At 72.9% G+C, this 25,903-nt stretch carries 21 protein-coding genes and 1 pseudogene; 11 read left to right on the top strand and 11 right to left on the bottom strand.

What is annotated here, in order from left to right:
- Positions 1-25: 25 nt before the first annotated feature.
- The 6 genes from IG90_RS0127020 (at position 26) to IG90_RS0127045 (ending at position 7,718) form a co-directional block, all read left to right on the top strand.
- A complete protein-coding gene (locus IG90_RS0127020; protein ID WP_018960670.1) occupies positions 26-319 on the top strand; it encodes a DUF503 domain-containing protein in 294 nt (97 codons plus the stop codon).
- Positions 320-355: 36 nt separating this feature from the next.
- Positions 356-838, top strand: coding sequence for a 30S ribosome-binding factor RbfA (rbfA, locus tag IG90_RS0127025; RefSeq protein WP_030589842.1), 483 nt, complete (start codon positions 356-358; stop codon positions 836-838).
- The gene (gene truB / locus IG90_RS0127030) at positions 835-1,734 is read left to right on the top strand and encodes a tRNA pseudouridine(55) synthase TruB (protein ID WP_030589845.1); all 900 of its coding nucleotides are present in this window, start codon (positions 835-837) and stop codon (positions 1,732-1,734) included. Before rbfA ends, truB begins: the two co-directional genes overlap by 4 nt.
- A gap of 249 nt (positions 1,735-1,983) precedes the next feature.
- Positions 1,984-5,541, top strand: a complete 3,558-nt coding sequence (locus tag IG90_RS0127035) for a trypsin-like peptidase domain-containing protein (RefSeq protein ID WP_030589846.1) — start codon at positions 1,984-1,986, stop codon at positions 5,539-5,541.
- Between the two features lie 43 nt (positions 5,542-5,584).
- A complete protein-coding gene (locus IG90_RS0127040) occupies positions 5,585-6,541 on the top strand; it encodes a bifunctional riboflavin kinase/FAD synthetase (RefSeq protein WP_030589849.1) in 957 nt (318 codons plus the stop codon).
- A gap of 49 nt (positions 6,542-6,590) precedes the next feature.
- Positions 6,591-7,718, top strand: a complete 1,128-nt coding sequence (locus tag IG90_RS0127045; RefSeq protein ID WP_030589851.1) for an XdhC family protein — start codon at positions 6,591-6,593, stop codon at positions 7,716-7,718.
- Positions 7,719-8,069: 351 nt separating this feature from the next.
- On the opposite strand, the gene IG90_RS46155 is transcribed toward IG90_RS0127045, so the two are convergent.
- Positions 8,070-8,399, bottom strand: coding sequence for a hypothetical protein (locus tag IG90_RS46155; RefSeq protein ID WP_233436089.1), 330 nt, complete (start codon positions 8,397-8,399; stop codon positions 8,070-8,072).
- Here IG90_RS46155 and IG90_RS44400 point away from each other — a divergent pair.
- Positions 8,283-8,565 (top strand): annotated as a pseudogene (locus IG90_RS44400) (VOC family protein). The gene IG90_RS46155 and the pseudogene IG90_RS44400 sit on opposite strands and share 117 nt — an antisense overlap.
- A gap of 58 nt (positions 8,566-8,623) precedes the next feature.
- Here the strand turns inward: IG90_RS44400 and IG90_RS0127055 are convergent.
- From IG90_RS0127055 to eccE, 8 genes are all read right to left on the bottom strand, one after another.
- Entirely contained in the window at positions 8,624-9,634 is a 1,011-nt protein-coding gene (locus tag IG90_RS0127055) for an oligopeptide/dipeptide ABC transporter ATP-binding protein (protein WP_030589857.1), read from the bottom strand.
- Positions 9,631-10,710, bottom strand: a complete 1,080-nt coding sequence (locus IG90_RS0127060; RefSeq protein WP_030589860.1) for an ABC transporter ATP-binding protein — start codon at positions 10,708-10,710, stop codon at positions 9,631-9,633. Before IG90_RS0127060 ends, IG90_RS0127055 begins: the two co-directional genes overlap by 4 nt.
- A complete protein-coding gene (locus IG90_RS0127065; protein WP_030589864.1) occupies positions 10,707-11,648 on the bottom strand; it encodes an ABC transporter permease in 942 nt (313 codons plus the stop codon). The genes IG90_RS0127060 and IG90_RS0127065 overlap by 4 nt, the downstream gene beginning before the upstream one ends.
- Positions 11,645-12,736 (bottom strand): ABC transporter permease, encoded by a 1,092-nt coding sequence (locus IG90_RS0127070; protein WP_030589866.1) that lies wholly within the window; start codon positions 12,734-12,736, stop codon positions 11,645-11,647. The genes IG90_RS0127065 and IG90_RS0127070 overlap by 4 nt, the downstream gene beginning before the upstream one ends.
- Before the next feature lie 3 nt (positions 12,737-12,739).
- Positions 12,740-14,617 (bottom strand): ABC transporter substrate-binding protein, encoded by a 1,878-nt coding sequence (locus IG90_RS0127075; RefSeq protein WP_030589869.1) that lies wholly within the window; start codon positions 14,615-14,617, stop codon positions 12,740-12,742.
- A 218-nt stretch (positions 14,618-14,835) separates the two neighbouring features.
- Positions 14,836-17,916 carry an SCO5717 family growth-regulating ATPase gene (locus IG90_RS0127080; protein WP_030589872.1) on the bottom strand — a complete coding sequence of 1,027 codons (3,081 nt, stop codon included), beginning with the start codon at positions 17,914-17,916 and terminating at the stop codon, positions 14,836-14,838.
- A gap of 341 nt (positions 17,917-18,257) precedes the next feature.
- Complete coding sequence (locus tag IG90_RS0127085) at positions 18,258-18,995, bottom strand: hypothetical protein (protein WP_030589874.1); 738 nt, start codon at positions 18,993-18,995, stop codon at positions 18,258-18,260.
- Between the two features lie 67 nt (positions 18,996-19,062).
- Positions 19,063-20,424, bottom strand: coding sequence for a type VII secretion protein EccE (eccE, locus tag IG90_RS0127090; protein ID WP_078585417.1), 1,362 nt, complete (start codon positions 20,422-20,424; stop codon positions 19,063-19,065).
- 227 nt (positions 20,425-20,651) lie between these two features.
- On the opposite strand from eccE, the gene eccB reads away from it, so the two are divergent.
- The 4 genes from eccB to IG90_RS0127110 all read left to right on the top strand — a co-directional run bounded on the left by eccB (position 20,652) and on the right by IG90_RS0127110 (position 24,431).
- Positions 20,652-22,199, top strand: coding sequence for a type VII secretion protein EccB (gene eccB, locus IG90_RS0127095; protein WP_030589878.1), 1,548 nt, complete (start codon positions 20,652-20,654; stop codon positions 22,197-22,199).
- Between the two features lie 52 nt (positions 22,200-22,251).
- Entirely contained in the window at positions 22,252-23,481 is a 1,230-nt protein-coding gene (gene mycP / locus IG90_RS0127100) for a type VII secretion-associated serine protease mycosin (protein WP_030589880.1), read from the top strand.
- A 257-nt stretch (positions 23,482-23,738) separates the two neighbouring features.
- Positions 23,739-24,077: a hypothetical protein gene (locus tag IG90_RS0127105; RefSeq protein ID WP_030589882.1), complete on the top strand. Its 339-nt coding sequence runs from the start codon at positions 23,739-23,741 to the stop codon at positions 24,075-24,077.
- A 45-nt stretch (positions 24,078-24,122) separates the two neighbouring features.
- The gene (locus IG90_RS0127110) at positions 24,123-24,431 is read left to right on the top strand and encodes a WXG100 family type VII secretion target (RefSeq protein ID WP_030589884.1); all 309 of its coding nucleotides are present in this window, start codon (positions 24,123-24,125) and stop codon (positions 24,429-24,431) included.
- An 82-nt stretch (positions 24,432-24,513) separates the two neighbouring features.
- On the opposite strand, the gene IG90_RS0127115 is transcribed toward IG90_RS0127110, so the two are convergent.
- Entirely contained in the window at positions 24,514-24,747 is a 234-nt protein-coding gene (locus IG90_RS0127115) for a DUF397 domain-containing protein (protein ID WP_030085280.1), read from the bottom strand.
- 120 nt (positions 24,748-24,867) lie between these two features.
- Positions 24,868-25,803 carry a hypothetical protein gene (locus IG90_RS40830; protein ID WP_157846350.1) on the bottom strand — a complete coding sequence of 312 codons (936 nt, stop codon included), beginning with the start codon at positions 25,801-25,803 and terminating at the stop codon, positions 24,868-24,870.
- Between the last annotated feature and the right edge of the window lie 100 nt (positions 25,804-25,903).

A 25,903-nucleotide genomic window follows, 5' to 3' on the forward strand; every position in this document is an offset into this window, starting at 1 on the left:
GAACCGGCGGGACATCCGGACACACATGTATGTGGGGACCCTGTCCTTCGATCTGCTCCTCGGCGACGTACGGTCGTTGAAGGAGAAGCGTTCCGTCGTCCGCCCGATCGTCGCCGAGCTGCAGCGCAAGTACGCGGTGAGCGCGGCCGAGACCGGCGGACAGAATCTCCACCGCAGGGCCGAGATCGGCCTTGCCGTGGTCTCCGGTGACACCGGACACCTCACGGACGTGCTGGACCGCTGCGAGCGGCTGGTCGCGGGGCGTCCCGAGGTGGAGCTGCTGTCGGTGAGACGGCGGCTGCACAGTGACGAAGACTGACAGTCAAGCGAAATCAGAAGGAAGAGTGACGGACCGGTGACCGACAACGCGCGGGCCCGCAAGCTGGCCGATCGCATCCAGGTCGTGGTCGCGGAGACCCTGGACCGGCGAATCAAGGATCCGCGGCTGGGATTCGTGACGATCACGGACGCCCGGGTCACCGGCGACCTGCGGGAGGCCACGGTCTTCTACACGGTCTACGGCGACGACGAGGAGCGCGCGGCCTCCGCCGCCGCGCTGGAGAGCGCCAAGGGCGTCCTCCGCACGGAGGTCGGGCGGCAGACCGGGGTCCGGTTCACGCCGAGCCTGGCCTTCGTCCCGGACGCCCTCCCGGACAACGCCCGCACCATCGAGGACCTCCTCGACAAGGCGCGGGCCAAGGACGCGGAGGTGCGCCAGGTGTCCACGGGCGCCCAGTACGCCGGCGACGCCGACCCGTACCGCAAGCCCGAGGACGAGGACGACGAGCCCGGGACCGACGGATCCTCCGAGAAGAACGAGGGCCCGGCCTCCGCATGACCGAGCAGACCACCACGCCGGACGGCCTTGTCATCGTCGACAAGCCGTCCGGCTTCACTTCGCACGACGTCGTCGCCAAGATGCGCGGCATCGCCCGCACCCGCCGCGTCGGCCACGCCGGCACCCTGGACCCGATGGCGACCGGAGTCCTCGTGCTCGGCGTCCAGCGGGCCACCAAGCTGCTGGGCCACCTCGCCCTGACCGAGAAGGAGTATCTCGGCACGATCCGGCTCGGCCAGGACACCGTCACCGACGACGCCGAGGGCGAGATCACCTCGTCCACCGACGCCTCCGGTGTGACCCGCGAGGGCATCGACGCCGGGGTGGCCGCGCTGACCGGCCGGATCATGCAGGTCCCGTCCAAGGTCAGCGCCATCAAGATCGGCGGCAAGCGGTCCTACGCGCGGGTGCGCGGCGGCGAGGAGTTCGAGATCCCGGCCCGCCCGGTGACCGTCTCCTCCTTCCGTGTCTACGACGTTCGCGAGGCGGTCGCCGAGGACGGTACCCCCGTCGTGGACCTGGTCGTCTCCGTCGTCTGCTCCTCGGGGACGTACATCCGGGCCCTCGCCCGCGACCTCGGTGCCGGGCTCGGCGTCGGCGGCCACCTGACGGCGCTGCGCCGCACCCGGGTCGGCCCCTACGGACTGGACGCGGCCCGGACGCTCGACCAGCACCAGGAGGCGCTGACCGTGATGCCGGTAGCCGAGGCGGCCGCCTCCGCCTTCCCCCGCTGGGACGTGGACGAGAAGCGCGCCAAGCTGCTCCTCAACGGCGTACGCCTGGACATGCCCGCCCATCCGGAGGGGCCGGTCGCGGTCTTCGGGCCCGACGGTACGTTCCTCGTGCTCGTAGAGGAGGAGAAGGGCAAGGCCAAGAGCCTCGCCGTCTTCGCCTGAGCCGCATCCCGCGCCGCGCCCCGCCGGACCTTTCGCGCGGCAGGTCGTGTGTGGCAGGCCCTGCGTGGAGCGGGCACCCCCCCAACCCGGTGCCCGCTCCACGTTCCCCTCCCCAGCACCATTACTGCTCCCCGGGGGACACGCTCATTCACCCCATCGGACGGGCGCTCGGAGTGAACACCGGGGGCGTGGGGGGCGCTTTCACCGTCCGCGCGCTCCCGGAGACCACCGACGGCCTAACGTCGGACCATGGGCAGTGGGGACCGGTCGAAGCTGGTAAGAATCTGTGATCAGGCCGGCCGGCCGCGAGGGACGGGATTCGTCGCGGACGACCGCGGCACGGTCGTCACCGCCCACCAGGCCGTCGCCTCCCCGGGCCCGCTCCTCCTCCACGGCAGCGACGGCCGCACCTGCTCCGTCGCCCCCGACGACATCACCGCGCTGCCCGCCCTCGGCCTCGCCCTCCTGCGCACCGGCGGCCCCGACGCCCTCGACGCGGAACCCCTGCCCATCGCCGGACGCGACCGCGCGGAGCCCGGCGGCTACGTGGACATCGCCGCCCACGGCCGGCGCGAGGCCCGGGTCCTCGGCACCACCCCCGCCACCTGCACCGCACCCGACGGCGTCGGTCACCCGGTCCCCGCCGCCCTGGAGCTGGCCCTGGGCACCGACGGGCGCGATGCCCTGCGCTCCGGGGGCGCGGCCATCGGCGGACCCGTCACCGACCCGGCCACCGGCGCGGTCGTCGGCATCCTCTGCACCGCCCTCACCGCCCCGCACGAGGCGGCCGGCCTCGCCCTGCCGATCGTCCGAGGCATGGACGACACGCTGGACGCGCTGCTGCGGCGCAACGCCACCGCCGCCCCCGCCTACGGCCCCGACCTCAACCTCGCCGGGGCCCTCCAGCTCACGGCCACCTCCGTCGGCTCGGCGGACGGCCCGAAGGCCCGCACCGCCCCGGTCGAGCGCGAGGACGTCCACGCCGAGCTCACCGCCTTCGCCACCGGTACGGGCCTGGTCCTCGGACTCGTCGGAGCACCCGGCACCGGCCGCACCACCGAGCTGGCCGCCCTCGCCGCCCGCCGCGCCGACGGCGGCGCGCCCGCCCCCACCCTCTGGCTGCGCGGCGCGGACCTGCTGGCCGACGACACCTCCGTCGCGGACGCCGCGAGCCGTACGCTCACCCGCTCCGCCCGGATCGTCACCGCGGCGGGAGCAGCCCGAGGCGACATGAGCACGGCCACCCCGGAGCGGGTCGCCCGGCTCGCCGCCGACGCCGGACACCCGCTGCTGGTGGTGCTCGACGGCCCCGAGGAGATGCCGCCGCTGCTGGCCCACCGGCTCGCCGACTGGACGGCCGGCACCGCCGTCTGGCTGCGCGAGCACGGCGTCCGGCTCGTCGTCGCCTGCCGCCCCGAGCACTGGGAGACCGCGGGCGCCCTCTACCCGCCGGGCGCCCTGCACCGCCCACACCGCCCGGCCCGCCGGCTGCCGCCCGCCCTGCGCCTGGGCGACCTCACCCCCGAGCAGGCCGAGCGGGCCAAGGAGGCGTACGGCATCCCGCCCACCGCCCTGGCCCCCGGCCACGACCGGCACCCGCTCACCCTGCGGCTCCTCGCCGAGGTCCGCGCGGCGCTGCCCCCGGGCGTGCCGGGCCGCCCCGACACCGAGGACGTCTTCGGCGCCCACCTCGACCTGCTGTGCGTGCGCGTCGCGGTCCGGATCGCGGCCGCCGCCGACGAACAGCCACGCGGCGTCGCCGTGCGCCGGCTCGCCGCCCGGGTCGCGGGCCAGGTCCACGAGGCGGCCCGCCGCTGCCTGGGCCCCGGGCAGGGCGAGCTGGACCGGGCGACGTTCGAGGAGATCTTCCCCTGGCGCACCGGCTGGGCCTCCGCCGTGCTCACCGAGGGCCTCCTCGTCCCCGCCGGGGCGGGCTACCGCTTCGCCCACGAGGAGCTCGGCGACTGGGTGCAGGGCGCCCACCTCGACCTGGACGCCGCCCTGCGCTCCCTGGTGCACCGCTGGCACCGGGGGAGTGCGGGGCCGCCCGACCGGGTGCCGCACCCCCGCACCGCCGGTGAACCCCGCAGCCTGCCCGTGCCCCGGCACCGCATCGGACCGGTGATCCAGGCGATGGTGCTCCTCGGCCGCCGCCAGGGCACGGCGGCGCTCGCGCACCGGATGGCCGACCTGATCGAGGCGCTGGACCGGCTGTGGACCGACGAGGGCCCGCGTGACGAGGACGCCGCCTGGTGGGCCGCCCATCTGCTGAACGGCAGCCTGCTGCGGGTGCCCGACGCCCGCCCGTATCTCGGGGTCCTGCGGGTCCTCGCCGGGCGCATCACCCGCCGCTCCGCCGCCCCCGACGGACCCGGCGACCTCGGGGCGTACGGGGAGTTCGGGCCCTGGTTCTGGCGGCGGCTGCGGCTGCCCGAGGAGGACCGGATCGACCTGCTCCGCCGCCTCGTGCCCGCCGACGGGCTGCCCCACACCGACGGCGACGAACGGTATCTGGACGCGGTCGCCCGCCGGCTCGCCCTCGACCCGCCCGCCGTGCAGCCGCTGCTGTGCCGCTGGTTCACCGACGAGCGCCCGCTGCTGGTGGGCCCCGACGCGCCGGACGTCCCGCTGCGCCCGACCGTCGCCGCCGCCGCGCAGGCCCTGCTGTACGCCCGCCGCGACCTCGCCCTCGACGACCTGACCGACGCGCTGATCGCCACCCCGCACCAGCGGGCCGGCGAACTGCTCGCCGCCCTCGCGGAGGACGAGCCCACCGCGCTCTGCCGGGCCGTCGGGCGCTGGGCCCGTGACGAGGACCGCCCGGCCCGCCGCTCCGCCGCCGCCCGGTACGCCGGACTCCTGCAGCAGCGGGTCACCGCCGAGGGCGACCGGGCCCTGCTGTGCTCCGCCGCCCTGGTGCTGCTGGACCGGCCCGAGGACGCCGAGCTGCACGCCGCCGCCCTCACCCTCCTCGTCCGCGACCCGGTGGCCGGGAAACGCCACCTCCCGGCGGCCCTGCGCGCGTTCGCCGCCGGAGACCCCCGGCTGCCGGTCGAGCTGCTCGCCGAGGTGTTCCCGGCGCACCCGGAGCCGGTCCTCGCCGCCCTGCGCGCCCGCCTCGCCCGCCCCGGCGACGGCGGGGGAGCGGTGCTGCGGGCGCTCGCCGGGCTCGACACTCCCGCGCTCGCGCTGCACGTGGCCGGACTCGTACGGGAGTACATCGACGCCCACCCCGAGGACGGCACGCACGCCGCCGAGTACGTCGACCTCCGCCTGGAGCACGGCCCCGCCGCCCGGGCACTTCTCCTGCCCCTGGTGACCGGACTGTTGCGGGACCGCCCCGCACCGCCGCCGGTGCGCGCCGCGCTCGCCCGGGTCCTCGCCGGGGCCGGGAGTGCCGCGTCCCGGCCGCTGCGGGCCGAGCTGCTGGAGGTCCTGCTGGAGTTCGAGCAGGTCACCGGCCGGGACCCGGACGTGCTGGAGGCCCTTCTCCGGGCCGCCGCCGAGGGCTCGGGGCGCCGCCCGGAGATCCGTACCCGCGCACTCGTGCACCGCACCGGGATGCTGCTGGTCCGCACCCCCGAGGGCGCCGCCCGCTTCGACCGGGGCCTGGTCGAACTCGCCCGTGACGTGACCGGATTCGCCGCCCTCGTCACCCGCTGGCTGGCCGACGCCCCGCAGGAGTGGGCGGCGGTCGTGGGCCCGAGCGCCCAGCGCACGGTCGAGGCGTTGGAGACATCACGTCCGCCGATGCCGATGCCGATGCAGGCGGCGGGACGTGAGCATGGCAGTCTTAGGCCTGCGTAATCGACATACACACGTACACAGGTTCGGGCGAGGAGCGGTCACAGTGCAGCGCTGGCGTGGCTTGGAGGACATCCCCCAGGACTGGGGACGCAGCGTCGTCACCATCGGCTCCTACGACGGCGTGCACCGCGGACACCAGCTGATTATCGGCCGGGCCGTCGAACTCGCCCGTGAGCTGGGCGTTCCGTCCGTCGTCGTCACCTTCGACCCGCACCCCAGCGAGGTCGTCCGCCCCGGCAGCCACCCGCCGCTGCTCGCCCCGCACCACCGTCGCGCCGAGCTGATGGCGGAGCTGGGCGTGGACGCCCTGCTGATCCTGCCGTTCACCACCGAGTTCTCGAAGCTGTCGCCCGCCGACTTCATCGCGAAGGTCCTCGTCGACCGGCTGCACGCCAAGGCCGTCATCGAGGGCCCCAACTTCCGCTTCGGCCACCGGGCCGCGGGGAACGTCGCGCTTCTGACCGAGCTGGGCACCACCTACGACTACACCGTCGAGGTCATCGACCTGTACGTCACCGGCGAGGCGGGCGGCGGACAGCCGTTCTCCTCCACGCTCACCCGCCGGCTGATCGCCGAGGGCGACGTCGCCGGGGCCGCCGAGATCCTCGGCCGCCCGCACCGGGTCGAGGGCATCGTGGTGCGCGGCGCGCAGCGCGGCCGGGAGCTGGGCTTCCCGACGGCCAACGTCGAGACCCTGCCGCACACCGCGATCCCCGCCGACGGCGTCTACGCCGGCTGGCTGGAGGTGGACGGCGAGTCGATGCCCGCCGCGATCTCGGTCGGCACGAACCCGCAGTTCGACGGCACCGAGCGGACCGTCGAGGCGTACGCCATCGACCGGGTCGACCTGGACCTGTACGGACTGCACGTGGCCGTCGAGTTCCTCGCGTACGTCCGCGGCATGCTGAAGTTCGACTCGATCGACGACCTCCTGGTCGCCATGGCCGCCGATGTGAAGCGCTCCAGCGAGCTGACCGCCGCGTACGACCGCGCCCACTGACGCACCCGTCGGCCGTGCGTTCCGCCCGGGCAGGGCGGATGCTGACAGGGTGCGCGACATCCTGCCCGCCCTCCGCGCCCGGTGCGCCGACGGCATCCCCTTCGCCCTGGCGACCGTCGTCGCCGTGCACGGCAGCGCGCCCCGCGACCCCGGCGCCGTGCTGGCCGTCGACGCGGCGGGCACGGTCGTCGGCAGCGTCTCCGGGGGCTGTGTCGAGGGCGATGTGTACGAGGTCGCCCGCGAGGTGCTCGCCGGGGCGGGGCCGCGCGTGGTGTCGTACGGGATCAGCGACGACGAGGCGTTCGGTGTCGGGCTGACCTGCGGCGGCACCATCGAGGTCCTGGTGCGCGCGTACGCCTCGGAGGGCGAGCGGGCGGAGCTCGCGGCCCTGCTGGACCTGATCGCCGCCGACCGGCCGGTGGCCGAGGCCACCGTTCTGTCCGGCGAGGCGGAGACCGGAGCCCGTCTGGTGGTCCGCCCCGCCGACGCAGGGCCCACCACCGGCACTCTCGGTACCGAAGGGCTGGACGCAGCCGTGACCGACGACGCCCGAGGCCTGCTGGCTCAGGGGCTCACCGGCATCCAGCGGTACGGAGCGCACGGCCAGCGCCGGATGCAGGAGGTCGCCGTCTTCGTGCGGACGTACGCCCCGCCGCCGCGCATGCTCGTCTTCGGGGCGATCGACCACGCGGCGGCCACCGCCCGCATCGGCTCGTTCCTCGGCTACCACGTCACCGTCTGCGACGCCCGCCCCGCCTTCGCCACCCGGGAACGCTTCCCCACCGCCGACGAGGTGGTCCGCGCCTGGCCGCACACCTACCTGGAGTCCACCGAGGTCGACGCCCGCACCACGATCTGCGTGCTGACCCACGACCCCAGGTTCGACGTGCCCCTGCTCGTCGCGGCCCTGCGCACGCCCGCCGCGTACATCGGGGTGATGGGCAGCCGCCGCACCCACCACGACCGGCTGGCCCGGCTGCGCGCGGCCGGGGTGGCCGAGGCGAACCTCGCACGCCTCGCCTCACCCGTGGGCCTCGACCTCGGAGCCCGTACGCCGGAGGAGACGGCGGTCTCCATAGCCGCCGAGATCATCCAGCACCGCTGGGGCGGCACGGGCCGCCCGCTCGGCGAACTGACGGGGGCGATCCATCACGGCGGACAGGCCCCCGCAAGCTAGTGCCGTGGCCGGAGACGTTCGCCCCGTCGCGACGCCCGGCACGCACTCACGCCGCACCGGCCGAAACCCTGAGTACGTCCGGTACGAGGGCTTCCGGCCGGCACACCGGGAGCACGCACCGGACGCCACTCCTTGACGGGCAAACGCTGCCTGCCACGGCACTGGTCGGGGCACGGGCGGCGGACACGCGCCCCTGTCCGAAGGAGACGCCGGGGCCGAGCTCATCCACGCCACGGCCACCTCGCTCGACGGCTACGCGGAGGCGGCGGAGGGCGGCATCGGCGCCGGTGCCGACGACCCGCAGGTGCACACCTTCGTCGGCGATCTCCTCCGCCCCGTCGGCAGGTACCTCTACGGCCGGCGAACAGGGTCGCACGCCTTGAGGAGCCCGGGGCGACGACCACCGACGCGGGCCGGGGCGACATGGACCGGCCGGCCGACCCGGAAGGCGACGTCTTCCGCGTCCTGGAACCGCGAGAGCTCTACCGGGACACCGGGCCGACAGCCGCCGTGGTCGTCGACTGCTCCGACCCGCGGGCGATGGCCCGGCTCTGGGGCGAGGCGATCGACCGGACCGTCCACGAGCTGGCCGACGACCGCGCTCTGCCGCGCTCCGTCCAGGGCGTCGGGCCGTATCTGGAGTTCCGCCGTACGCCGGACGACGAGATCGCATGGAGCCACGTCCACCACGATGTGAGGCCCGGCCCGGACGAGGATCAGGCAACGGAGGTTGCCGGGCTCGAAGGTCTCGGCGCGACACGGGCCGACCTGGGGCCAGGGGGACGTCCCCTGGGTCGTCCTGGCCGATCCGGAGGGCAACGAGTTCTGCGTCCTCGGCCGGGGCTGACGCGGAACTCCGTCCGCTCCGGCCAAGGTCGGCGGAACTCGCCCCCTCCCCTTGGCCCTCAGTCCTCCCCGCCGCACGCCGCCGCCCAGTGGCACGCCACCTGGGTGTCCCCGCTCCCGTTCAGCACCGGCAGATCCACCGTGCGGCAGGCCTCCGCCACCCCCGCCCGCTCCGCCTCGCCCGAGGCCAGCACCTGGCAGCGGACGTGGAACCGGCAGCCGGAAGGCACCTTCGAGGGGTCCGGCGGTTCGCCCGCCAGCACCACCGGTTCGCCCTCCGCCTCCGGCAGTACGGACAACAGAGCCCGGGTGTACGGGTGCTGAGGGGCCGTGAGCAACTGCTCGACCGGGCCCGTCTCGACGATCCGGCCCAGATACATCACCGCCACCCGGTCCGCGATGTTCCAGGCGAGCCCCAGATCGTGGGTGACCACCAGCGCCGAGAGCCCCAGCTCGTCCCTCAGGCGCAGGAGCAGCGCCAGGATCTCGCCCCGTACCGACGCGTCCAGCGAGGCCACCGGCTCGTCGGCCACGATCAGCTCCGGCTCCAGCACCAGGGCCCCGGCGATCACGACGCGCTGGCGCTGACCGCCCGACAGCTCGTGCGGGAAGCGCAGGAAGAACCGCTCGGGCGGACGCAGCCCGGCCCGGGACAGGGCCCCGGAGACGGCAGCCCGCTCGTCCCCGGCGTACCCGTGGATGCGCAGCCCCTCGGCCACCGCGTCGTACACCGTGTGCCGCGGGTTGAGCGAGCCGCTCGGGTCCTGGAGGACCAGCTGCACGCGTTTGCGGTACGCCTTCAGCGCCCGGCCCGAGTAGTCGAGCGGGGCGCCGCCGAAGGTGACCCGCCCCGAGGTGGGCGGGACCAGGCCGAGCAGCGACCGGGCGAGCGTCGTCTTGCCGCAGCCGGACTCACCGACCAGCGCGACGATCTCGCCGGGCCGGATGTCGAGGTCGACGCCGTCGACGGCACGGGCGGTGGCGGCCCCGCGCCGGCCGGGGAAGGCCACCTTCAGCGTCTCGGCGCTGAGGAGGGGAGCGGTGCCGACAGGAGGAGTGGTGGTGCTCATGGGGTGCTCCTTGCTTCTTCGTCCCCGGGCTGGGCGCGGTCCGCGTCCACCAGCACGCAGGCCGCCCGGCGCTCACCCCCGGCTTCCCGCAGCTCCTGGTCCCCGGTGGCGCAGGAGTCGAGCGCCACCGGGCAGCGCGGATGGAACGTACAGCCGCCCGGCAGCGCAGCCGGGTCCGGCGGATCGCCCGGCAGGCCGCGCGGGGCGTGCCGGGACGAGAGGTCCCCGATCTTCGGGAAGGCGGCGGACAGCGCCTTGCCGTACGGGTGGCGGGCGTCCGTGTACACCTGCCGGGCGGGGCCCTCCTCGACGACCCGGCCCGCGTACATCACCGAGAGCCGGTCGCAGGTGTCGGCGAGCACCGCGAGGTCGTGGCTGATCATGATCAGTCCGACGTCCTGGTCGGCCACCAGCTGCTCGATCAGGCGCAGGATCTGGGCCTGGATCATCACATCGAGAGCGGTGGTCGGCTCGTCCGCGACGATGAGGCGCGGATCGCAGGCCAGCGCCATGGCGATCATCACGCGCTGGCGCTGCCCGCCGGACAGCTCGTGCGGATAGGCCTGGGCGCGGGCGGCGGGCAGCCCCACCTGCTCCAGCAGCTCACCGGCCCGCTTGCGGGCGGCGGCGGGGGTGGCCCTGCTGTGCAGCAGGATCGGCTCGGCGATCTGGTCGCCGACCCGGTGCACGGCGTTCAGCGAGTGCATCGCGCCCTGGAAGACGATCGACGCGCCCGCCCAGCGGACCGCCCGCAGCCGCCCCCATTTCATGGTCAGGACGTCCTCGCCGTCGAGGAGGATCTCGCCGGACAGCGTGGCCGTCGCGGGCAGCAGCCGCAGCAGCGCGAGGGCCAGCGTCGACTTGCCGCAGCCGGACTCCCCGGCGATGCCGAGCTTCTGTCCGGCCTCGACCCGCAGATCGACCCCTCGTACGGCGGGGACGGCGTCGCTCCCGATGCCGTAGGTGACGGTCAGATCCCGCACCTCCAGGAGCGGCGGATCGCCGACCGGCTTCGTCGCGTCGGGCGGGCCGGACGGGTCCGGGTTCGGCGTGGTGGTCGTGGTGGTGGCGGTCAACGGGACACCCCCAGCTTGGGGTTGAGCACGGACTCGATCGTGCGGCCGCACAGCGTGAAGGCGAGGGCGACGACGGCGATGGCGAGTCCGGGCGGAGCGAGGTACGACCAGTTGCCGGAGCTGACCGCGCCGGCCTCGCGGGCGTCCTGGAGCAGACCGCCCCAGGAGACGATCGTGGGATCGCTGAGCCCGAGGAACGCGAGGGTCGCCTCGGTGAGGATGGCGGTGGAGATCACGAGCGTGGTCTGGGCCAGCACCAGCGGCATCACATTGGGCAGGACGTGGCGCGACATGATGTGGCCGTGTCCGCCGCCGAGTGCCCGGGAGCGTTCGATGTACGGGCGGGACTCGACGGACAGTGTCTGGGCCCGGACCAGCCGGGCGGTCGTCGGCCAGGTCGTCACGCCGATCGCCAGGATCGTCGTCCAGACCGACCGGGACAGGACCGTGGCCAGGGCGATGGCCAGCACCAGCGTCGGCATCACCAGGAACCAGTCCGTCACCCGCATGACGACGGTGGCGTACCAGCCCTTGAAGTGACCCGCGGTGATCCCGACCAGGGTGCCGATGGCCACCGACAGGAACGCCGCGAGCAGCCCGACGGTCAGCGACACCCGCGTTCCCCACAGCATCAGGGCGAGCAGGCTGCGCCCGAACTGGTCGGTGCCGAGGGGGAACTCACCGCTGGGGGCCTCCATCGGGCGGCCCGGAGCATGGGTCACGCTCTGCGAGTCGGCACCCACCAGCAGGGGGGCGGTCAGCGCGAGCAGGGCGATCACCGCCAGCACGGCGAGGCCGACGAGACCGGCGCGGTGCGTGCGGTACTGCCCCCAGAAGCGGGCCACGGCCTGGCGCCGCCGGGCCCGGGTGAGGGCGCGCGGGCTCTGTCCCCGGACATCCCCGGGGGGCTGTGAGGGCTTCTCCATCGACGTCGTCATCGGCCCACCCGGGGATCGAGCAGCGGATAGATCACATCGGCGAGTGTGTTCATCAGGATCACCGCGGCGGCGAACACGAAGAACAGCGCCTGCACCAACGGCAGGTCGGGCACGCTCAGTGCCTGGTAGAAGAGGCCGCCGAGGCCCGGCCAGGAGAACACCGTCTCCACCAGGATCGCCCCGGCCACCGTCGTACCGAGGTTCACGAAGAGCAGCGTCACCGTCGGCAGCATCGCGTTCGGCACGGCGTGCTTCCGGCGTACGAGGTCGTCCCGCAGCCCCTTGGCGCGGGCGGTCGTCAGATAGTCGCTGCCCATCTCGTCCAGCAGTGAGGAGCGCATCACCAGCAGGGTGCGCGCGTACTCCACGGCGACGAGCGTGATGACGGGCAGCACCATGTGGTGGGCGATGTCCAGCACCCGGTCGAAGCCCTCGGTGTCGCCTGACTCCATGCCTCCGGTCGGGAAGAGCCCCGGGATCGGGCCGATGCCCACCGACAGGGTGATGATGAGGAGCAGACCGAGCCAGAACGACGGCACCGAGTACAGCGTCAGCGCGAACGCGGTGTTGGTCCGGTCCCCGGCACTGCCGTTGCGCCAGGCGGAGCGGGCGCCCAGCCAGATGCCGAGCAGCGTGTAGATCACGAAGGCGGTGCCGGTCAGCAGCAGGGTGGCCGGCAGCGCCTCGGCGATCTTGTCGACGACCGGGGCGCGGAACTGGTACGACGTACCGAAGTCGCCGGTCAGCGCCTTGCCGCAGTACTGCGTGAACTGCTGCCACAGCGGCAGGTCGAGCCCGAACTCGCGGCGCATCGCCGCGATCTGTTCGGTCGACACCTGCCGGCCGCCGGTCATCTGCTTGACCGGGTCGCCGGGGATCAGCCGGAAGAGGAAGAAGCTGGTGACGAGGACGGCGAAGAGGGAGACGGCCGCCCCGCCGAGCTTGCCCGCCGCGTAGCGGGCGTAGGCGGCCGTACCGCGGGAGCGCGGGGAGCGGGCCGACGGCCCGGCCGGAGCCGGGCCGCCGGATTCCGTGCTCTCCACGCCTGCCGCGCCCTTCACCAGCGCGGGAGTGCTTTCTGAGCTCATGGACTATTCACGGTCTTCCGCGGTGGAGCGGCGACGCATGGCGAACAGGAGTCCGCCACCGGCGAGGACGACGACGGCGATCCCGACCCCGACGAGCACCCCGGTGGAGCTGCCACCGGAGTCGGAGGAACCGGACGAGGAGGCCCCGGCGGCCGGGACCGCCGACCACCAGCTCCAGTAGCCGTCCTGGCCGTAGATGTTGCCCGCGGCCGACGGCATGGTGGTGATGGACTCGATGTGGTCGGTGCGGTAGGCCTCGACGGCATTCGGGTACGCCATGACGTTCATGTACCCGGTGTCGTACAGCCGCGACTCCAGTTGCTTGACCAGATCCGCCCGCTTGGCGGGGTCGTACTCCGCCAGTTGCTTCTTGTAGAGCTCGTCGTACTGCTCGTCGCAGATGAAGTTGTCGGTCGCGGCCGATTCCTTCGCCCTGGACGGCAGGGCGGCGCAGGTGTGGATGGAGAGGACGAAGTCGGGGTCGGGGTTGACGGACCAGCCGTCGAAGGCGAGGTCGTACTCACCGGCGTACCAGGGGTCCGAGACGTTGTCGAGGCAGTCGACCTTCAGTCCGATGCCCTGCTCGCCCCACCACTCCTGGAGGTACTTGCCGATGGCCTTGTCGTTGGGGTCGGTGGCGTGGCAGAGGATACGGAAGTCGAGCGGCCTGCCGTCCTTGCCGACGCGCTTGCCCTGGCCGTTCTTCTCGTACCCGGCCTCGTCCAGCAGTTCTCCGGCCTTCGCCGGGTCGTAGGAGAGCTTCTGGTCCGCCGACGGCTTCCAGAAGTAGTCGCCGAAGCGCGGCGGGATGTAGCCCTCGCCCTCGACGGCGTGGCCCTGGAAGACCTTGTCGATGATGGTCTTGCGGTCGACCGCCATGAACAGCGCGTGCCGCACCTTCCGGTCCAGCAGCGCCGGGTGGCCGTCGCCGAACTTCTTCCCGTCCTTGGTACGGGCTCCGGGGTTGACGGCGAGCGCGAAGAAGCGCCGGCCCGGTGCGTCGTTCACCTTGATGTCCGGGGCGTTCTCCAGCGAGGCGGACTGGGCCGGGGTCAGGCTGGGGCTGCCCGCGACGAAGGAGACCTCACCCTTGCGCAGGGCGGCCACGGCCGCGTCCTGGTCCTTGTAGTAGCGGAAGACCAGCTCGTCGAACTTGGGCGAACCGCGCCAGAAGTCCTTGTTGGCCTTGAGCTTCACATAGCTGTCGACCTTGTAGTCCGTCAGGATGAACGGACCGTTCCCCACGATGGGGAACTCCTTGTCGTTGTTGAACTTCGAGAAGTCGTCGACCTTCTCCCAGAGGTGCTTCGGGACGATCGGCACATCGAGCGCGGCCATCGTGGCCTGCGGCTCCTTGAGCTTGATGACCAGCTTGTCCTTGCTGGGCGCGGTCACCGTCTCGAAGTTGCCGACGAAGCTGCCGTTGGAGGTCGCGGCGCCCTCGTCGGTCATCATCTTGTTGAACGTCCAGGCCGCGTCCTCGGCGGTGGCCTGCTGCCCGTCGGACCACTTCGAGTCCGTGCGGATCGTGTACGTCCACGTCAGCTTGTCCGCGGAGGGCTCCCACGCGGTGGCGAGGCCCGGGATCGCCTTGTTGTCCTTGGCGTCGTAGTTGGTGAGGTAGTCGTACATCAGCCGGTGGATGCTCGTGCTGACCAGCCGCTGCGCGAGGAACGGGCTGAGCGAGTCGACGCTCTGCGCGACGGCGACCGTGAGCGTCGTCCTGGCGTCGTCGGCGCGGGCCTCGGAGGGCGCGGGCGCGAGCAGGCTGCCGGGCACGACGGACCCGGCCGTGAGCGCCAGGGCGGCCGCGCCGGAGGCCAGCAGGAGGCGCAGACGTCGGCGTGGCCGGGAGGAGCTGGTGGGGACTCTTGTGACCATGGACGGGGACCTCGCGTCATCACTCGCTGGGAGAAGGCGGGCAGATCTCTGGTTCGCCAGTTGGTGAAGCGAAGGTCTATCAGCGGCGGTCGAGGCTCGTCAACGGTGTGTCAAACCGTGTGTGGGCTGCGGGAATACGGAAGGGCTCGCACCGCGTGAACGGTGCGAGCCCTCATTGGTCTCAACCACTTCGGCCTGCTGTCGGCCTTGCCGCCGGCCTACTGCTGAGGTGCCGGCGGCGGCTGCGGAGGCGTCTGCTGCCAGCCGTCCGGGGGCACCGGACCGTGCAGATCGGGCTGGCCTGCCGGGTTGCCCTGTCCGCCCTGCTGCTCCGGCTGCCCCTGGTGCGGCGCGCCGGCTCCGGGCGCACCCGGGCCGGCCTGCGGGGGAGGCGACTGGGGCCACCCGTACTGCGGTCCGCCCGGTGCCGCCTGCGGGGGGTAGGGGGCCTGTGGAGCACCCGGCTGACCCGCCGCCTGATGTCCCCCGTACGGCGGCTGTCCCCCGTACGGCGGCTGTCCCCCGTACGGCGGCTGCCCACCGGGGGGCTGCTGGGCGTACGGCTGCTGCCCCGGCTGCGGCTGTCCGGGGTGCTGCTGCGGCGGATAGGGCTGGCCGGGGCCGGGCTGCTGCGGTGCGTACGGCTGCTGACCGGGCATCGGCTGACCGGGAACCTGCTGGCCCGCTCCGGGCCGGCCGTGGCCGCCCGGCTGCCCCGGCATCGGCTGGCCCGGTGCCTGCTGGCCCGGTCCCGGGTAGCCCTGCTGTCCGGGCATCGGCGGGGCGTACTGCGGCGGCGGGTTCTGGCCGTCCGCCGTCCACAGTCCCTGCTGCTGCTGGGCCCGCGCGAAGTCCTCGGCCACCAGCGCCGAGAGGTGGAAGTACGCCTCACGGGTCTTGGGCCGCATCATGTCGAGGTCGACCTCGGCGCCCGCCGCCAGGTGCTCGTCGAACGGCACGACGACGACGCCGCGGCAGCGCGTCTCGAAGTGCTGGACGATGTCGTCCACCTTGATCATCTTGCCGGTCTCGCGGACGCCCGAGATGACGGTGAGTGACCGCTGCACCAGATCGGCGTAGCCGTGCGCCGAGAGCCAGTCAAGCGTCGTGGAGGCGCTGGACGCGCCGTCGACCGAGGGCGTCGAGATGATGATCAGCTGGTCGGCGAGGTCCAGGACCCCGCGCATCGCGCTGTAGAGCAGCCCGGTGCCCGAGTCGGTGAGGATGATCGGGTACTGCTTCCCGAGCACCTCGATCGCGCGCCGGTAGTCCTCGTCGTTGAACGTCGTGGAGACCGCCGGGTCCACGTCGTTGGCGATGATCTCCAGACCGGAGGACGCCTGCGAGGTGAACCGCCGGATGTCCATGTACGAGTTGAGGTACGGGATCGCCTGGACCAGGTCGCGGATGGTCGCCCCGGTCTCGCGGCGCACCCGCCGGCCCAGCGTGCCCGCGTCCGGGTTGGCGTCGATCGCGAGGATCTTGTCCTGCCGCTCGGTGGCCAGCGTCGAACCCAGCGCGGTCGTCGTGGTGGTCTTGCCGACACCGCCCTTGAGGCTGATGACGGCGATCCGGTAGCAGGACAGCACCGGGGTGCGGATCAGCTCCAGCTTGCGCAGCCGCTCGGCCTCCTCCTTCTTGCCGCCCAGCTTGAACCGGGAGGCGGCGGAGGGGTTACGGCTGCTCTTGGCCTTCTGCTTGCCGCGCACGAGCCGGTCGGAGGACAGCTCGACGGCTGCGGTGTACCCGAGCGGGGCGCCGGGCACCGACCGCTCGCGCTGGTCGTGCGCGACCGGGGTGGGCCAGGCTCCGCCCGTACGCGGGTCGACAGGGTGCTGCTGCTGGTGCGGCGGCTGGGCCTGGGCCGGGGGCTGCTGCCCGTACGCACCCGGCTGTTGCGGGGCGACGGGCGCGGGGAGGTTCGGGGTGCCCGGGGCCGGGAAGGGCGCGTTGGGCTGGGGTGCGTCGGCCTGGGGTGCGTTGGGCGTCTGCCCCGGCTGGTGGGGGACCTGCCCGGGCTGGCCCTGCTGGTTCGGCTGGCCCTGCGGTCCGGGCTGGCCGGTCTGCGGGAAGCCGTAGCCGCCCTGCGGCGGGAAGCCGTAACCGCCCGCGCCCTGGGGGGCCTGGGGGTGGGCCTGCGGCGGCAGCGGCTGACCGGGGCCCGGCTGACCGGGGTACGGCAGCTGCTGGTGCGGCGGCTGGGGTGCCTGAGGTGCCTGGGCCGCCTGCGGGAATCCGTAGCCGCCGGGTGCCTCGGCGGCCGGGACGGAACCGGGCCACTGCGCCGCGGGCTGCGGCGCGGAGGGCGCCTGAGCGGCCGGCTGGAAGGCGGGCGGCAGCGGCGGCAGCGCGCCGCCCTGCGCGGGCTGCGACCACGGCACCGGTGCGGCGGCGGCCTGCGGGGCGTCGGCGGCGGGCGGCGGCACATCCTGCGGCGCGGCGTCCTGCGCGCCGGCGTCCGGAACGGCGTCGGGAGCGGTCGCGTCGACGGGGCCCGGGACCTCGTCGGTGCTCGTGCCGGCAGCGCCGGTCGCCCCGCCGCCCTCGGAATCCGCGGCGCCCCCGTCCGTACGGGAAGCGGCTGCGGAGTCCGTGTCGCTGAGCGAGGGAAGGGAGACGGACGGCTCGGAGGGCGCACCGGACGTACCGGACGGCGACGCGTCCTCGGAGGACGTGACGGAGGCGTCGGCCTTCTGGTCGTTCTTGTCCTTCGCCCCGGCCGACGCGCCTTCCGCGTCAGCCCCGGAACCGGACTCGGAACCGGGCTGGGCGGTGGCCCCGGACCGGGCTGCGGCTTCCGCCTCGCGCTCCGCGATCTCCCGCTTGAGCGCGGCGGGCGAGAACCGCATCGTCGCGCCGCTCTCCACATCGCCGCCACCGAACGGACCGGAATCCCCGGTCCCGGCGGCCGGGGCAGCCGGCGTCTGCGCGGCCGGCGTCCGGTCGGCCGGGGTCCGGGTGTGCGGCGTCTCCGGTACGGCGGGGGAGGCCGGGGCCTGCGGAGCCGCGGGGACGGCGGGCTCGGCCGGTGCCGGCGGTGCGGGCGCCCAGTTGGGGTCGAAGCCGCCGGGCGCCGCCGACGGGTCCGGCGCGGACACGGGCGTCCCGACCGGCGGCGGAGGGGGCGCGAGGTGCGAGCCCGCTCCCCCCGACGAGTCCCCCGCCGCGTTCTGCGTGTACCAGGCGGGAGGGGTGTAGTCGATGGTGAACTCACCCGTCATCTCGGCGGGATCCGCGTCGGACGACTCGTCGACGGGCATGTCCCATCCGCCGCGGATCTCGTCCCGATCGCCGTTCACTTTGCCTCCTGGTGTGGTCGAGCACCCTTGTGCCGTGGTGGGTGGGGGCGACCGCTCCCGATGTCCGGTCCGCCCGGCTCTCCCCCTTGCGACGCGCATCGCCTGCTCGCAGGTTCCTGTGCCGCGCCCCACCCACCCTAATCGCCATCCGGGTAACTCAGGCAGGGCGTTCGGCATCGCTCAACCTGTCCGTTACGTCACCGGCCGACCAGGAGCGAACAGGGAGCGGTACGAGATGGGGCCAAGAGCGGCACGAGCGCGCGAAGTTCCCCACAGGACCCGCACAAGTCGATCGGGACGGGGACGAGCGCCACCGGGCCGGAGCGGAGGCCCACGCCCGCTCAGTCCATCCGGCGCGCGGTGCCCAGCAGCCCTGATTCGGCGTCCGTGGCCTGGGTCATCACGAACTGGCGGTCCCGGTCCGTGCACCACAGGGTGACGCCGTCGGCCAAGGTGGACAGCGCCTGGGCCTCGGCGGGGGAGAGGTTCATGATGCGGCCGATCTGCGCCGCCTCGTCCGGAGAGACCCGCTGGACGCCGACCAGCGCCGACTTCTTCATCAGCCGCGGAGCCACCGGGCTGAGATAGGGGAGCAGCGTCACCACGGACTGCCACGGCCCCGACACCACCCGGCCGCGCGGCGGCCGCATCCCGCAGTCGCGGACGACGACCACCGGCGAACCGGCGGAAGCACCCTGCGGCGGCACCCGGCCGACGTCGTGCAGCGAGATGCACGGCTGCCCGCCGCCCGCCGCCTGCGCGAGCGGGGTCCAGGCCTGGGCCCGGCCGGTCTCCACCGCGATCCGGGCCCCGGTCGCGGCGGCGCGCAACGCCAGGACCTGCGCGGTCCAGATGCCGCCGATCAGGGTCACCTCGTACGGGGTGGGCCGGTTGATGCCGAGGACCGCGGGGCGGCCCTCGGCATCGACCCCGATCACCGTGCCGTCGTCGCCGACCGGCAGTCCCAGCGAGGCCAGCTCGTCGAGGGAGACCGCGTGGCGGCCGCGGCGGGGACCGATCAGCCCGAAACCGCGCCGGGCGCGGCTGACCGTCTGGGTGGGCCTCGTCGGAGTGGACATCAGTACCTGCTCCCGTACGTCCCGGTGACCATGACTGCGTGCTTCTCCGCCTTCTTCGCCGCCGGCATCAGCGGGTTCCGCCCAGCGGCAGCGTGGCGAGGACGCCGGGCAGCTGTTCGCGGTCCAGACGCACCAGGGCGGTCTTCACGCCGCGTGCGGTGCGCTCCAACTCATGCCGTGCGGTGACGAGTTCCTCGTCGCTGCGGCCGGTGATCCGGACGTGGCCGGTGACCGAGACCTCGGAGCGGGCGCCCTGCGCGAGCGTCAGGCTGAAGGTGGTGGCCAGCGCCGGGAGCGAGGTGAGCAGCGCCACGAGCTGCGGCATCGACGCACCGCCGCCGCCCAACTGCGGCCAGCGCGCCACCCAGTAGGTGGTGTGCCGCCGGTCGTCGCAGCGCCACGTGCGCGCCGTCTCCTGGGTCCGCCGGCCGGGCGTCTCGGCGCGGCTGGCGTGCGTCATCGCCATCGGGCTGACGCAGGCCGACGTGGCGATGGCGGACGTCAGCTCCTGCTCGGTGAGCACCGTCGCCCGGAAACCCGCGCCGGTGAGCCGGCTCGCCAGCTGGTCCGCCACCCGTACCGCGCACTTCTGGGCGCCGACGATGCCGCCCCCGCGTGCTGCCACGGCCTCCGGGCACAGCTCCGGGTCGACCTTCAGGGCGATCCAGGTGATCCGCAGCGCCGGGGAACCGGTCTGGGCCTGCAAGGGCGCGTAGTTGCGCGCCGCGACGGACTGCGGCGGGAGGTGCGGTGCGGGAGCGGGCTGGGTGTGCTGGACGACCTGCGCGGACTCCAGCCGGATGCCGTCGACCTCCAGCACGTCCCGGATCAGTGTCAACGGCAGCGGATGCGCCGAGCGGTCGGGCCGCAGAGCGGTGGCGTCCGACTCGACCTGCACGACCGTGGTGACGAACGTGCCGTCACCGATGATCCCCACCGGCCGCCGGTCGCCGTCGTTGAAGGAACGCGTACGCAGCGCCGGATCGCACTCGACGGCCGGCGCGAGCCCCGGCTCGGTGTCCGGAGGCAGCGTCGACGCGGCCGCCCGGCGGGTACGGGCCCGCAGCGCGATGACCGTGCTCAGCCACTCCGGCAGCGACCGGCGGTGCCTGCGGACCACGGCCAGCAGCACCAGCACCGCCGCGATCACCCCGGCCGGGGCGAGCAGCAGCGGATCGATCACCCAGGAGGTGAGCAGCAGACCGGCGGCGATTTCGATGAGTACGAGCTGTTGCAATCGGAACGAACCGAACTGTCCGGCACGCCCGTTCAGTCGTGGTGCGGCCGGTCCGCCGGCCCCGCCGGGGGCATTCGACGCCCCCCGGGCGGCCGAGCGCCCGCCACGGCGCCGCTCCGGTGGCGCCCCGGTCCGCCGGGCCCTCGCGGAGGCCCCGCGCCCGGCCTGACGTGTCCGCGTTGCGGAAGCCATCATTCCGGCATTCCCCCGTTCGTAAGGCCCCAAGTCAACCCGACCGCCCCTGCCCCGCATGGGGCTTGGCGGCTGGATCACCCTACCCGGCCCACCGGGGCCCGGCGTCAGCAGGCATAGTAGGGGGCCGGTCCGGCAGCAGGGTCCGGCATCCGGGGTCCGGCACGGGAGCGAGGGCATCGCCCGCTCCCGGGCCGCGCGGGGAGACACGGGAGACAGACAGACTCATGGCATCACGGCGGGATGAGCTCAACGCGTACACCTTTGCGAAGAAGCGCACGGTCGCCGCATTCCTCCAACCGTCGGCCACCGGCACCGAGGAGGGCGCTCCCCGGCCGCTGCGGGCCGTCATGCCGAGCCTGATCGTCGGTGCGCTGGTCCTGGCGGGATTCGGCGCCTGGGGCATGTTCAAGCCGACCGCCCCCAAGGGCTGGGACGAGCCCGGATCCAAGGTGATCGTGGGCAAGGAGTCCACCACCCGTTACGTGGTGCTCCCCACCGGCAAGGGCAAGGAGCGCAAGAAACTCCTCCACCCCGTGCTCAACCTCGCCTCGGCCCGGCTGCTGCTCACCCCGCAGGAGTTCGGCGTCGTCCAGGTCGCCGACAACATCCTGGACGCGGGCAAGCCGCCGCGTGGCCCGATCCTCGGCATTCCGTACGCGCCGGACCGGCTGCCGGAGTCGACCGACGCCGGCACCGCCAAGCGCTGGGCCGTGTGCGTACAGCCAGGCGGCAAGGGCAACACCGTGCAGAAGGCGGCCTTCGTCTTCGCGGGCCGCGACAACAAGCTCACCGAGGGCACGAAGCGGCTCAGCGGCGGTCAGGTGCTGTACGTACAGGGGCAGAAGGGCAAGGCCCGTTATCTCGTCGACGCGACCGGCACCAAGTACCTGGTGGACGAGACCGCCGCCGACAACGGCATGCTCACCAACGCGCTGGTCGGCAGCCGCACGCCGCAGCCCGTCACCGACGACTGGCTCGCGACCCTCCACCAGGGCAGCCCCGTCGCCTTCCCGCAGATCCCCGGCACGGTCGGCGCGCCCGCGGGCGTCCAGGGGCAACTCTCCGCCGAGGAGAACAAGGTCGGCATGGTGCTGAAGACCCGTACCGGAGAGGGCACCCAGCACTACGTGGTCCTGGAGCGCAAGGCCCAGCCCATCTCCGAGTTCACCGCCTGGCTGCTCATCAACTCGCCGCAGACCGCCGAGCTGAACCTGAACAGCGAGGCCCGCGCCGTGGGACTCCAGGACTTCGTCCCCGACGGGCAGCCGTTCGCAGGGCAGGGCGAGCGCTGGCCCGAACGGAAGGCGACCCAGGTCAACTCGACCGGTGGCAGCGGCGGTCGGGACACCGTGTGCAACGTGCTCACCAAGGTCGACGAGCGCGGACGCACCACGCTGACCACCTGGGCCGGCACCGCCTACCCGGCCGACATCAACGCCGGGGGCACCAGCACCTACGTCACCCCCGGCAGCGGACTCCTCTACACCCAGATGCGGACCGGTCAGACCCGCCCGGACGGCTCGCTGTTCCTGGTCACCGACACCGGACTGCGGTACGCCGTACAGGCCAACGGCGACAGCGACGCCGAGCGCTCCGACATCGGCACCGGGGGCCAGAAGTCCCAGGACGGACGGCCCGAGCCCAGCCAGGCCCAGATCCGCCTCGGCTACGAGAAGGTGACGCCCTCGCTCGTCCCGATCGAGTGGTCGGACTGGCTGTCCAAGGGGCCACGGCTCGACACCAACAGCGCCCGCCAGCCGCAGGGCTCCTGACCGGCCGACGAGCCGGACGCGTGAGAACGTACAACTCGGGGGAGAGGAAAAGATGTTGGACCGGATGACCGCACGGCTGCCGGTGGTGACGGCCGCCGCACTGGCGGTCCTGGCCGTGCCGCACGCCGCCTACGCCGTCGAAGGACCCGGCGCCGTGGACCTCGGGATCGACGGCAGTGGCGAGTGCTCCTTTCCGATGAAGAAGCAGTTCGAGGGACGGCCCTGGTCGCTCCAGCGCGTCCTGCTCGACGAGTTGTGGCAGGACACCAAGGGCAAGGGCGTCCGGGTCGCCGTCATCGACACCGGCGTGGACAACGCCAATCCACAGCTCAAGCCCGCCGTCGACACGAGTGCCGGACGCAACCTCCTCAAGGGCGGCAAGGCGGACGGCACCGGCGACAGGATCGGCCACGGCACTAAGGTCGCCGGCATCATCGCCGCGCGCCCCGCCAAGGGCACCGGATTCGTGGGCCTGGCCCCCGAGGCCACCATCATCCCGATCCGGCAGAACGACGAGAAGAACAGCGGCAAGGACACCACCATGGCCACGGCGATCGACCACGCGATCGCCGAGAAGGCCGATGTCATCAACATCTCGCAGGACACCACCAAACCGCTGACCGCCGACTCGGCGCTCGGCAGGGCCGTGGCACGGGCGATCCAGGCGGACATCGTGGTCGTCGCGTCGGCGGGCAACGACGGCATGGACGGCAAGCAGAAGAACACCTATCCGGCGGCCTTCGACGGAGTCCTCGCCGTCGCCTCCTCCGACCGCAACAACGAGCGGGCGGCCTTCTCGCAGGCCGGCGAGTTCGTCGGGGTCGCCGCCCCGGGCGTCGACATCATCTCCACCGTCCCCGGATTCGGGCAGTGCAGCGACAACGGCACCAGCTTCTCCGCCCCGTACGTCGCCGGGGTGGCCGCCCTCCTCGTCGCCAAGTACCCGACCTGGAAGCCCGCCGAGATCATCGCGCGGATCGAGCAGACCGCCGAACGTTCCATCACCGGCCATGACGCGTTCGTCGGATGGGGCGTCGTCGACCCGGTCCGCGCCCTCGCGGGTGACAAGGACGACATCCCGATCCCGTCCCCGCGCCCCGACCCGCCCCTGCCGAAGGCCCCCGCGCCCGAGCCCGCCCACCTGGCCATGTCCGAGACGTCGCAGGAGCGCAGCGAGCGCTACGCCACCTACGCGCTCGTCCTCGCGGCCGTCCTGGTCTCCGTCGTGGCGGGCACCGCGACCGTCGTCCGCGATGTCCGGCGACGGCGTGCTTTGCGTTGAGAAGGGCGACGGGTGAGGTAGCTCTCTCCCGACAAAGCGCAGTTGGGGTGAGATGACGAAGTGGCTAGGGTGGTAGCAGACTTCACGTGTGTGATGGGGGAACGAGAAGTGGCCGAGTCCGATGTCCAGGGCGTGGGAACACCGCCACGCACCTCAGGGACCTGCCTGAACCCCACTCCTTATCCGGATCACACGGGGGACAGAGAACCTGCCCGCGTCGCGCGGGCAGGTCCGGAAAGCGAGAGAGAGGACCTCGGATGAGCACGCCCAACCCCTCGGCCAACTTCGGACTGGCCGATGATCCGGTCATCAAGGCACAGAACCGGATCATCGAGACGGCCAACGCCGTGTCCCGGCAGTCCCGGGAACTCGCCGACATCCTCGCCACCGCCGGCGCGGGCTGGACGGGTGTCGGAGCCGCGGGATTCGCGTCCGCGCAGATCAAGGTCAACGAGGACCACGACGTCATCCGGCGCCTTCTCCAGGTGCTCCTGGACGCCGTGGGCCAGACCAAGAACCTCAGCAACGCCAATGACGACGAGGTCTACGCGGCGTTCAACAAGGCCAAGAACAGCTCCGCGCTCAACGGCATCTGAGCCGTCCCACCACATCCACACCACCGCACACACGGGAGAACACTGATGGCAGGGGACCCGAGCAACACCAAGGTCAGGTACGACAGCGTCCAGGAGATGGCGAACCGCATCCGCGCGGTCTCGAAGAACATCACCGACGACCTGCGCGAGATGGACGCCGCCCTCAAGGTCGTCACCGGCACCTGGGACGGCGAGGCGCACGCCGAATACGTCATCCTCCAGGGCAAGTACAAGAAGCGTGCCGACGACATGCACGAGCGCCTGAAGCTGGTCGCCCAGATCATCGAGAACGGCAAGGACAGCTACCGCTCCACGGACGTCAAGTCCTCGCGCCTGTTCACCGAGGCGTACTGAACCACCCTTCGCACCACCGCGTGCGGACGGCCGAGAGGGGCACGCTCCACCGTGAGCGTGCCCCTCCCGCGTGCCCTGCCGGCTACTTCAGGTCGAACTCCCCGTCCCGCGCCCCCAGCACGAAGGCGGTCCACTCGGCCTCCGTGTAGCGCAGCACGGTGTCCGGATCCAGCGAGGACCGCATCGCCACGGCTCCACCCGGCAGATGAGCGATCTCCACCCGCTCCTCCGCCTCTTCCGTCCCGGGGGCGCTCAGCCACTCCACCCCCGAGATGTCGAGTGCGTACAGCTCGTCCTTCTCCTGCTGGGTGCCCATCAGTTGCCTCTCTCTCGCGCTGCGGGAACGTGCTCATCGCCCCGTCGCAGATTATCTCCGTCACCCGCCGCGGGGGCGGGGACCGGCCATCGACCGGTCGGCCGGGCCCCGTACGGCAGGTCAAACCGCGCGCAGCACTCTCAGCGCACGTGAGGCGGTTCCGGACGCGTTGCTGAGGCACTGGTCCGTGGCCGCGGCGAGACCGGCCGCGTCGAGCATCACCGCGCACTGGCGCTCCACGACCGTGTCCCACTCCGACTCCGGTGCCCGGGCGAGCGCGCGCTGCCAGGCCCGCTCGATCCGCTCGGCGGCAGGCGCTGCCTCCGCACCCTTCCGCGGGGGTGTCCGGGTGCTCAACTCCCTTTGTACGGCGGCGTTCCACTCCCGGGCCTCCTCCTGAGCGAGCCCGTCCCGCACATGGGCGGCCACGCCGTCGAGCTTCCCCAGCGCACGGGCGCCGACGCTCCACCGCAGCGCCTCGGAACCGGCCGGGGACTCGGCCAGCCGCCGTGCCTCCCAGGAGGTCTGCGCCTTGCGGACCACCGCGTACGCCGCCGGGTCCACGGACACGGCCCTGATCACCCGTACGAGCGTGTCGTCGTTCACCGCCATGTGAAAGCCGTCGTCCGCTTCCCACGGTCCGCGTGAGAAGAGACTCTCCCGCACGTAGACGGAGTCCGTCGGATCGGTGAGCAGGACGTTGACGTCCCTGTAGGCGGCGAGCGACTCCGCCAAGGGCTGTCGCAGGGCAGCGTCGACGTCCAGCTGCCCCCTGCGCCGAATGTCGTCGTCCACGGCCAGCAGGATGTTCTTCATCGCAGCGGCGGCTTCCCGGGTGTGCCCGTCCTCAGAAGAGGCAGGGGTGCCAGAAGGCGCGGGGACGGCCGCCTCCTTCATGGCCCGGCCCAACTCCTCGCATGTCATGTCCGGCCGGTGAGCGTCGCCCAGAGCCGTCCGCACACGTGCATCACGGCTCAGCTCCTCGCAGCCGGCCTGGCCACCGTCCGACCCCGAGCCGAGGACGAACCAGCCACCTGCCGCTGCGGCGACCACCAAGCCACTGACGAGAAGAGCTCTGATCGGCCACGGCCCCCTAGTGCTTCCCGGAACCTCCGGTCGGTCGCCCATCCCGCTCCGTTCCCTTCCTGCCGGTTCG

The sequence above is a fragment of the Streptomyces anulatus genome (genome assembly GCF_000721175.1).
In the GTDB taxonomy this organism is placed as follows: Bacteria; Actinomycetota; Actinomycetes; order Streptomycetales; family Streptomycetaceae; genus Streptomyces; species Streptomyces anulatus_C.

Excerpts from the sequence above, each read along its gene's own strand:
- IG90_RS0127020 (WP_018960670.1), top strand. The coding sequence starts at position 26 with ATGTATGTGGGGACCCTGTCCTTCGATCTGCTCCTCGGCGACGTACGG.
- truB (WP_030589845.1), top strand. The coding sequence starts at position 835 with ATGACCGAGCAGACCACCACGCCGGACGGCCTTGTCATCGTCGACAAG.
- IG90_RS0127035 (WP_030589846.1), top strand. The coding sequence starts at position 1,984 with ATGGGCAGTGGGGACCGGTCGAAGCTGGTAAGAATCTGTGATCAGGCC.
- IG90_RS0127055 (WP_030589857.1), bottom strand. The coding sequence starts at position 9,634 with ATGAGCACCACCACTCCTCCTGTCGGCACCGCTCCCCTCCTCAGCGCC.
- IG90_RS0127065 (WP_030589864.1), bottom strand. The coding sequence starts at position 11,648 with ATGACGACGTCGATGGAGAAGCCCTCACAGCCCCCCGGGGATGTCCGG.
- IG90_RS0127070 (WP_030589866.1), bottom strand. The coding sequence starts at position 12,736 with ATGAGCTCAGAAAGCACTCCCGCGCTGGTGAAGGGCGCGGCAGGCGTG.
- IG90_RS0127075 (WP_030589869.1), bottom strand. The coding sequence starts at position 14,617 with ATGGTCACAAGAGTCCCCACCAGCTCCTCCCGGCCACGCCGACGTCTG.
- IG90_RS0127085 (WP_030589874.1), bottom strand. The coding sequence starts at position 18,995 with ATGTCCACTCCGACGAGGCCCACCCAGACGGTCAGCCGCGCCCGGCGC.
- eccE (WP_078585417.1), bottom strand. The coding sequence starts at position 20,424 with ATGGCTTCCGCAACGCGGACACGTCAGGCCGGGCGCGGGGCCTCCGCG.
- eccB (WP_030589878.1), top strand. The coding sequence starts at position 20,652 with ATGGCATCACGGCGGGATGAGCTCAACGCGTACACCTTTGCGAAGAAG.
- mycP (WP_030589880.1), top strand. The coding sequence starts at position 22,252 with ATGTTGGACCGGATGACCGCACGGCTGCCGGTGGTGACGGCCGCCGCA.
- IG90_RS0127105 (WP_030589882.1), top strand. The coding sequence starts at position 23,739 with ATGAGCACGCCCAACCCCTCGGCCAACTTCGGACTGGCCGATGATCCG.
- IG90_RS0127110 (WP_030589884.1), top strand. The coding sequence starts at position 24,123 with ATGGCAGGGGACCCGAGCAACACCAAGGTCAGGTACGACAGCGTCCAG.
- IG90_RS0127115 (WP_030085280.1), bottom strand. The coding sequence starts at position 24,747 with ATGGGCACCCAGCAGGAGAAGGACGAGCTGTACGCACTCGACATCTCG.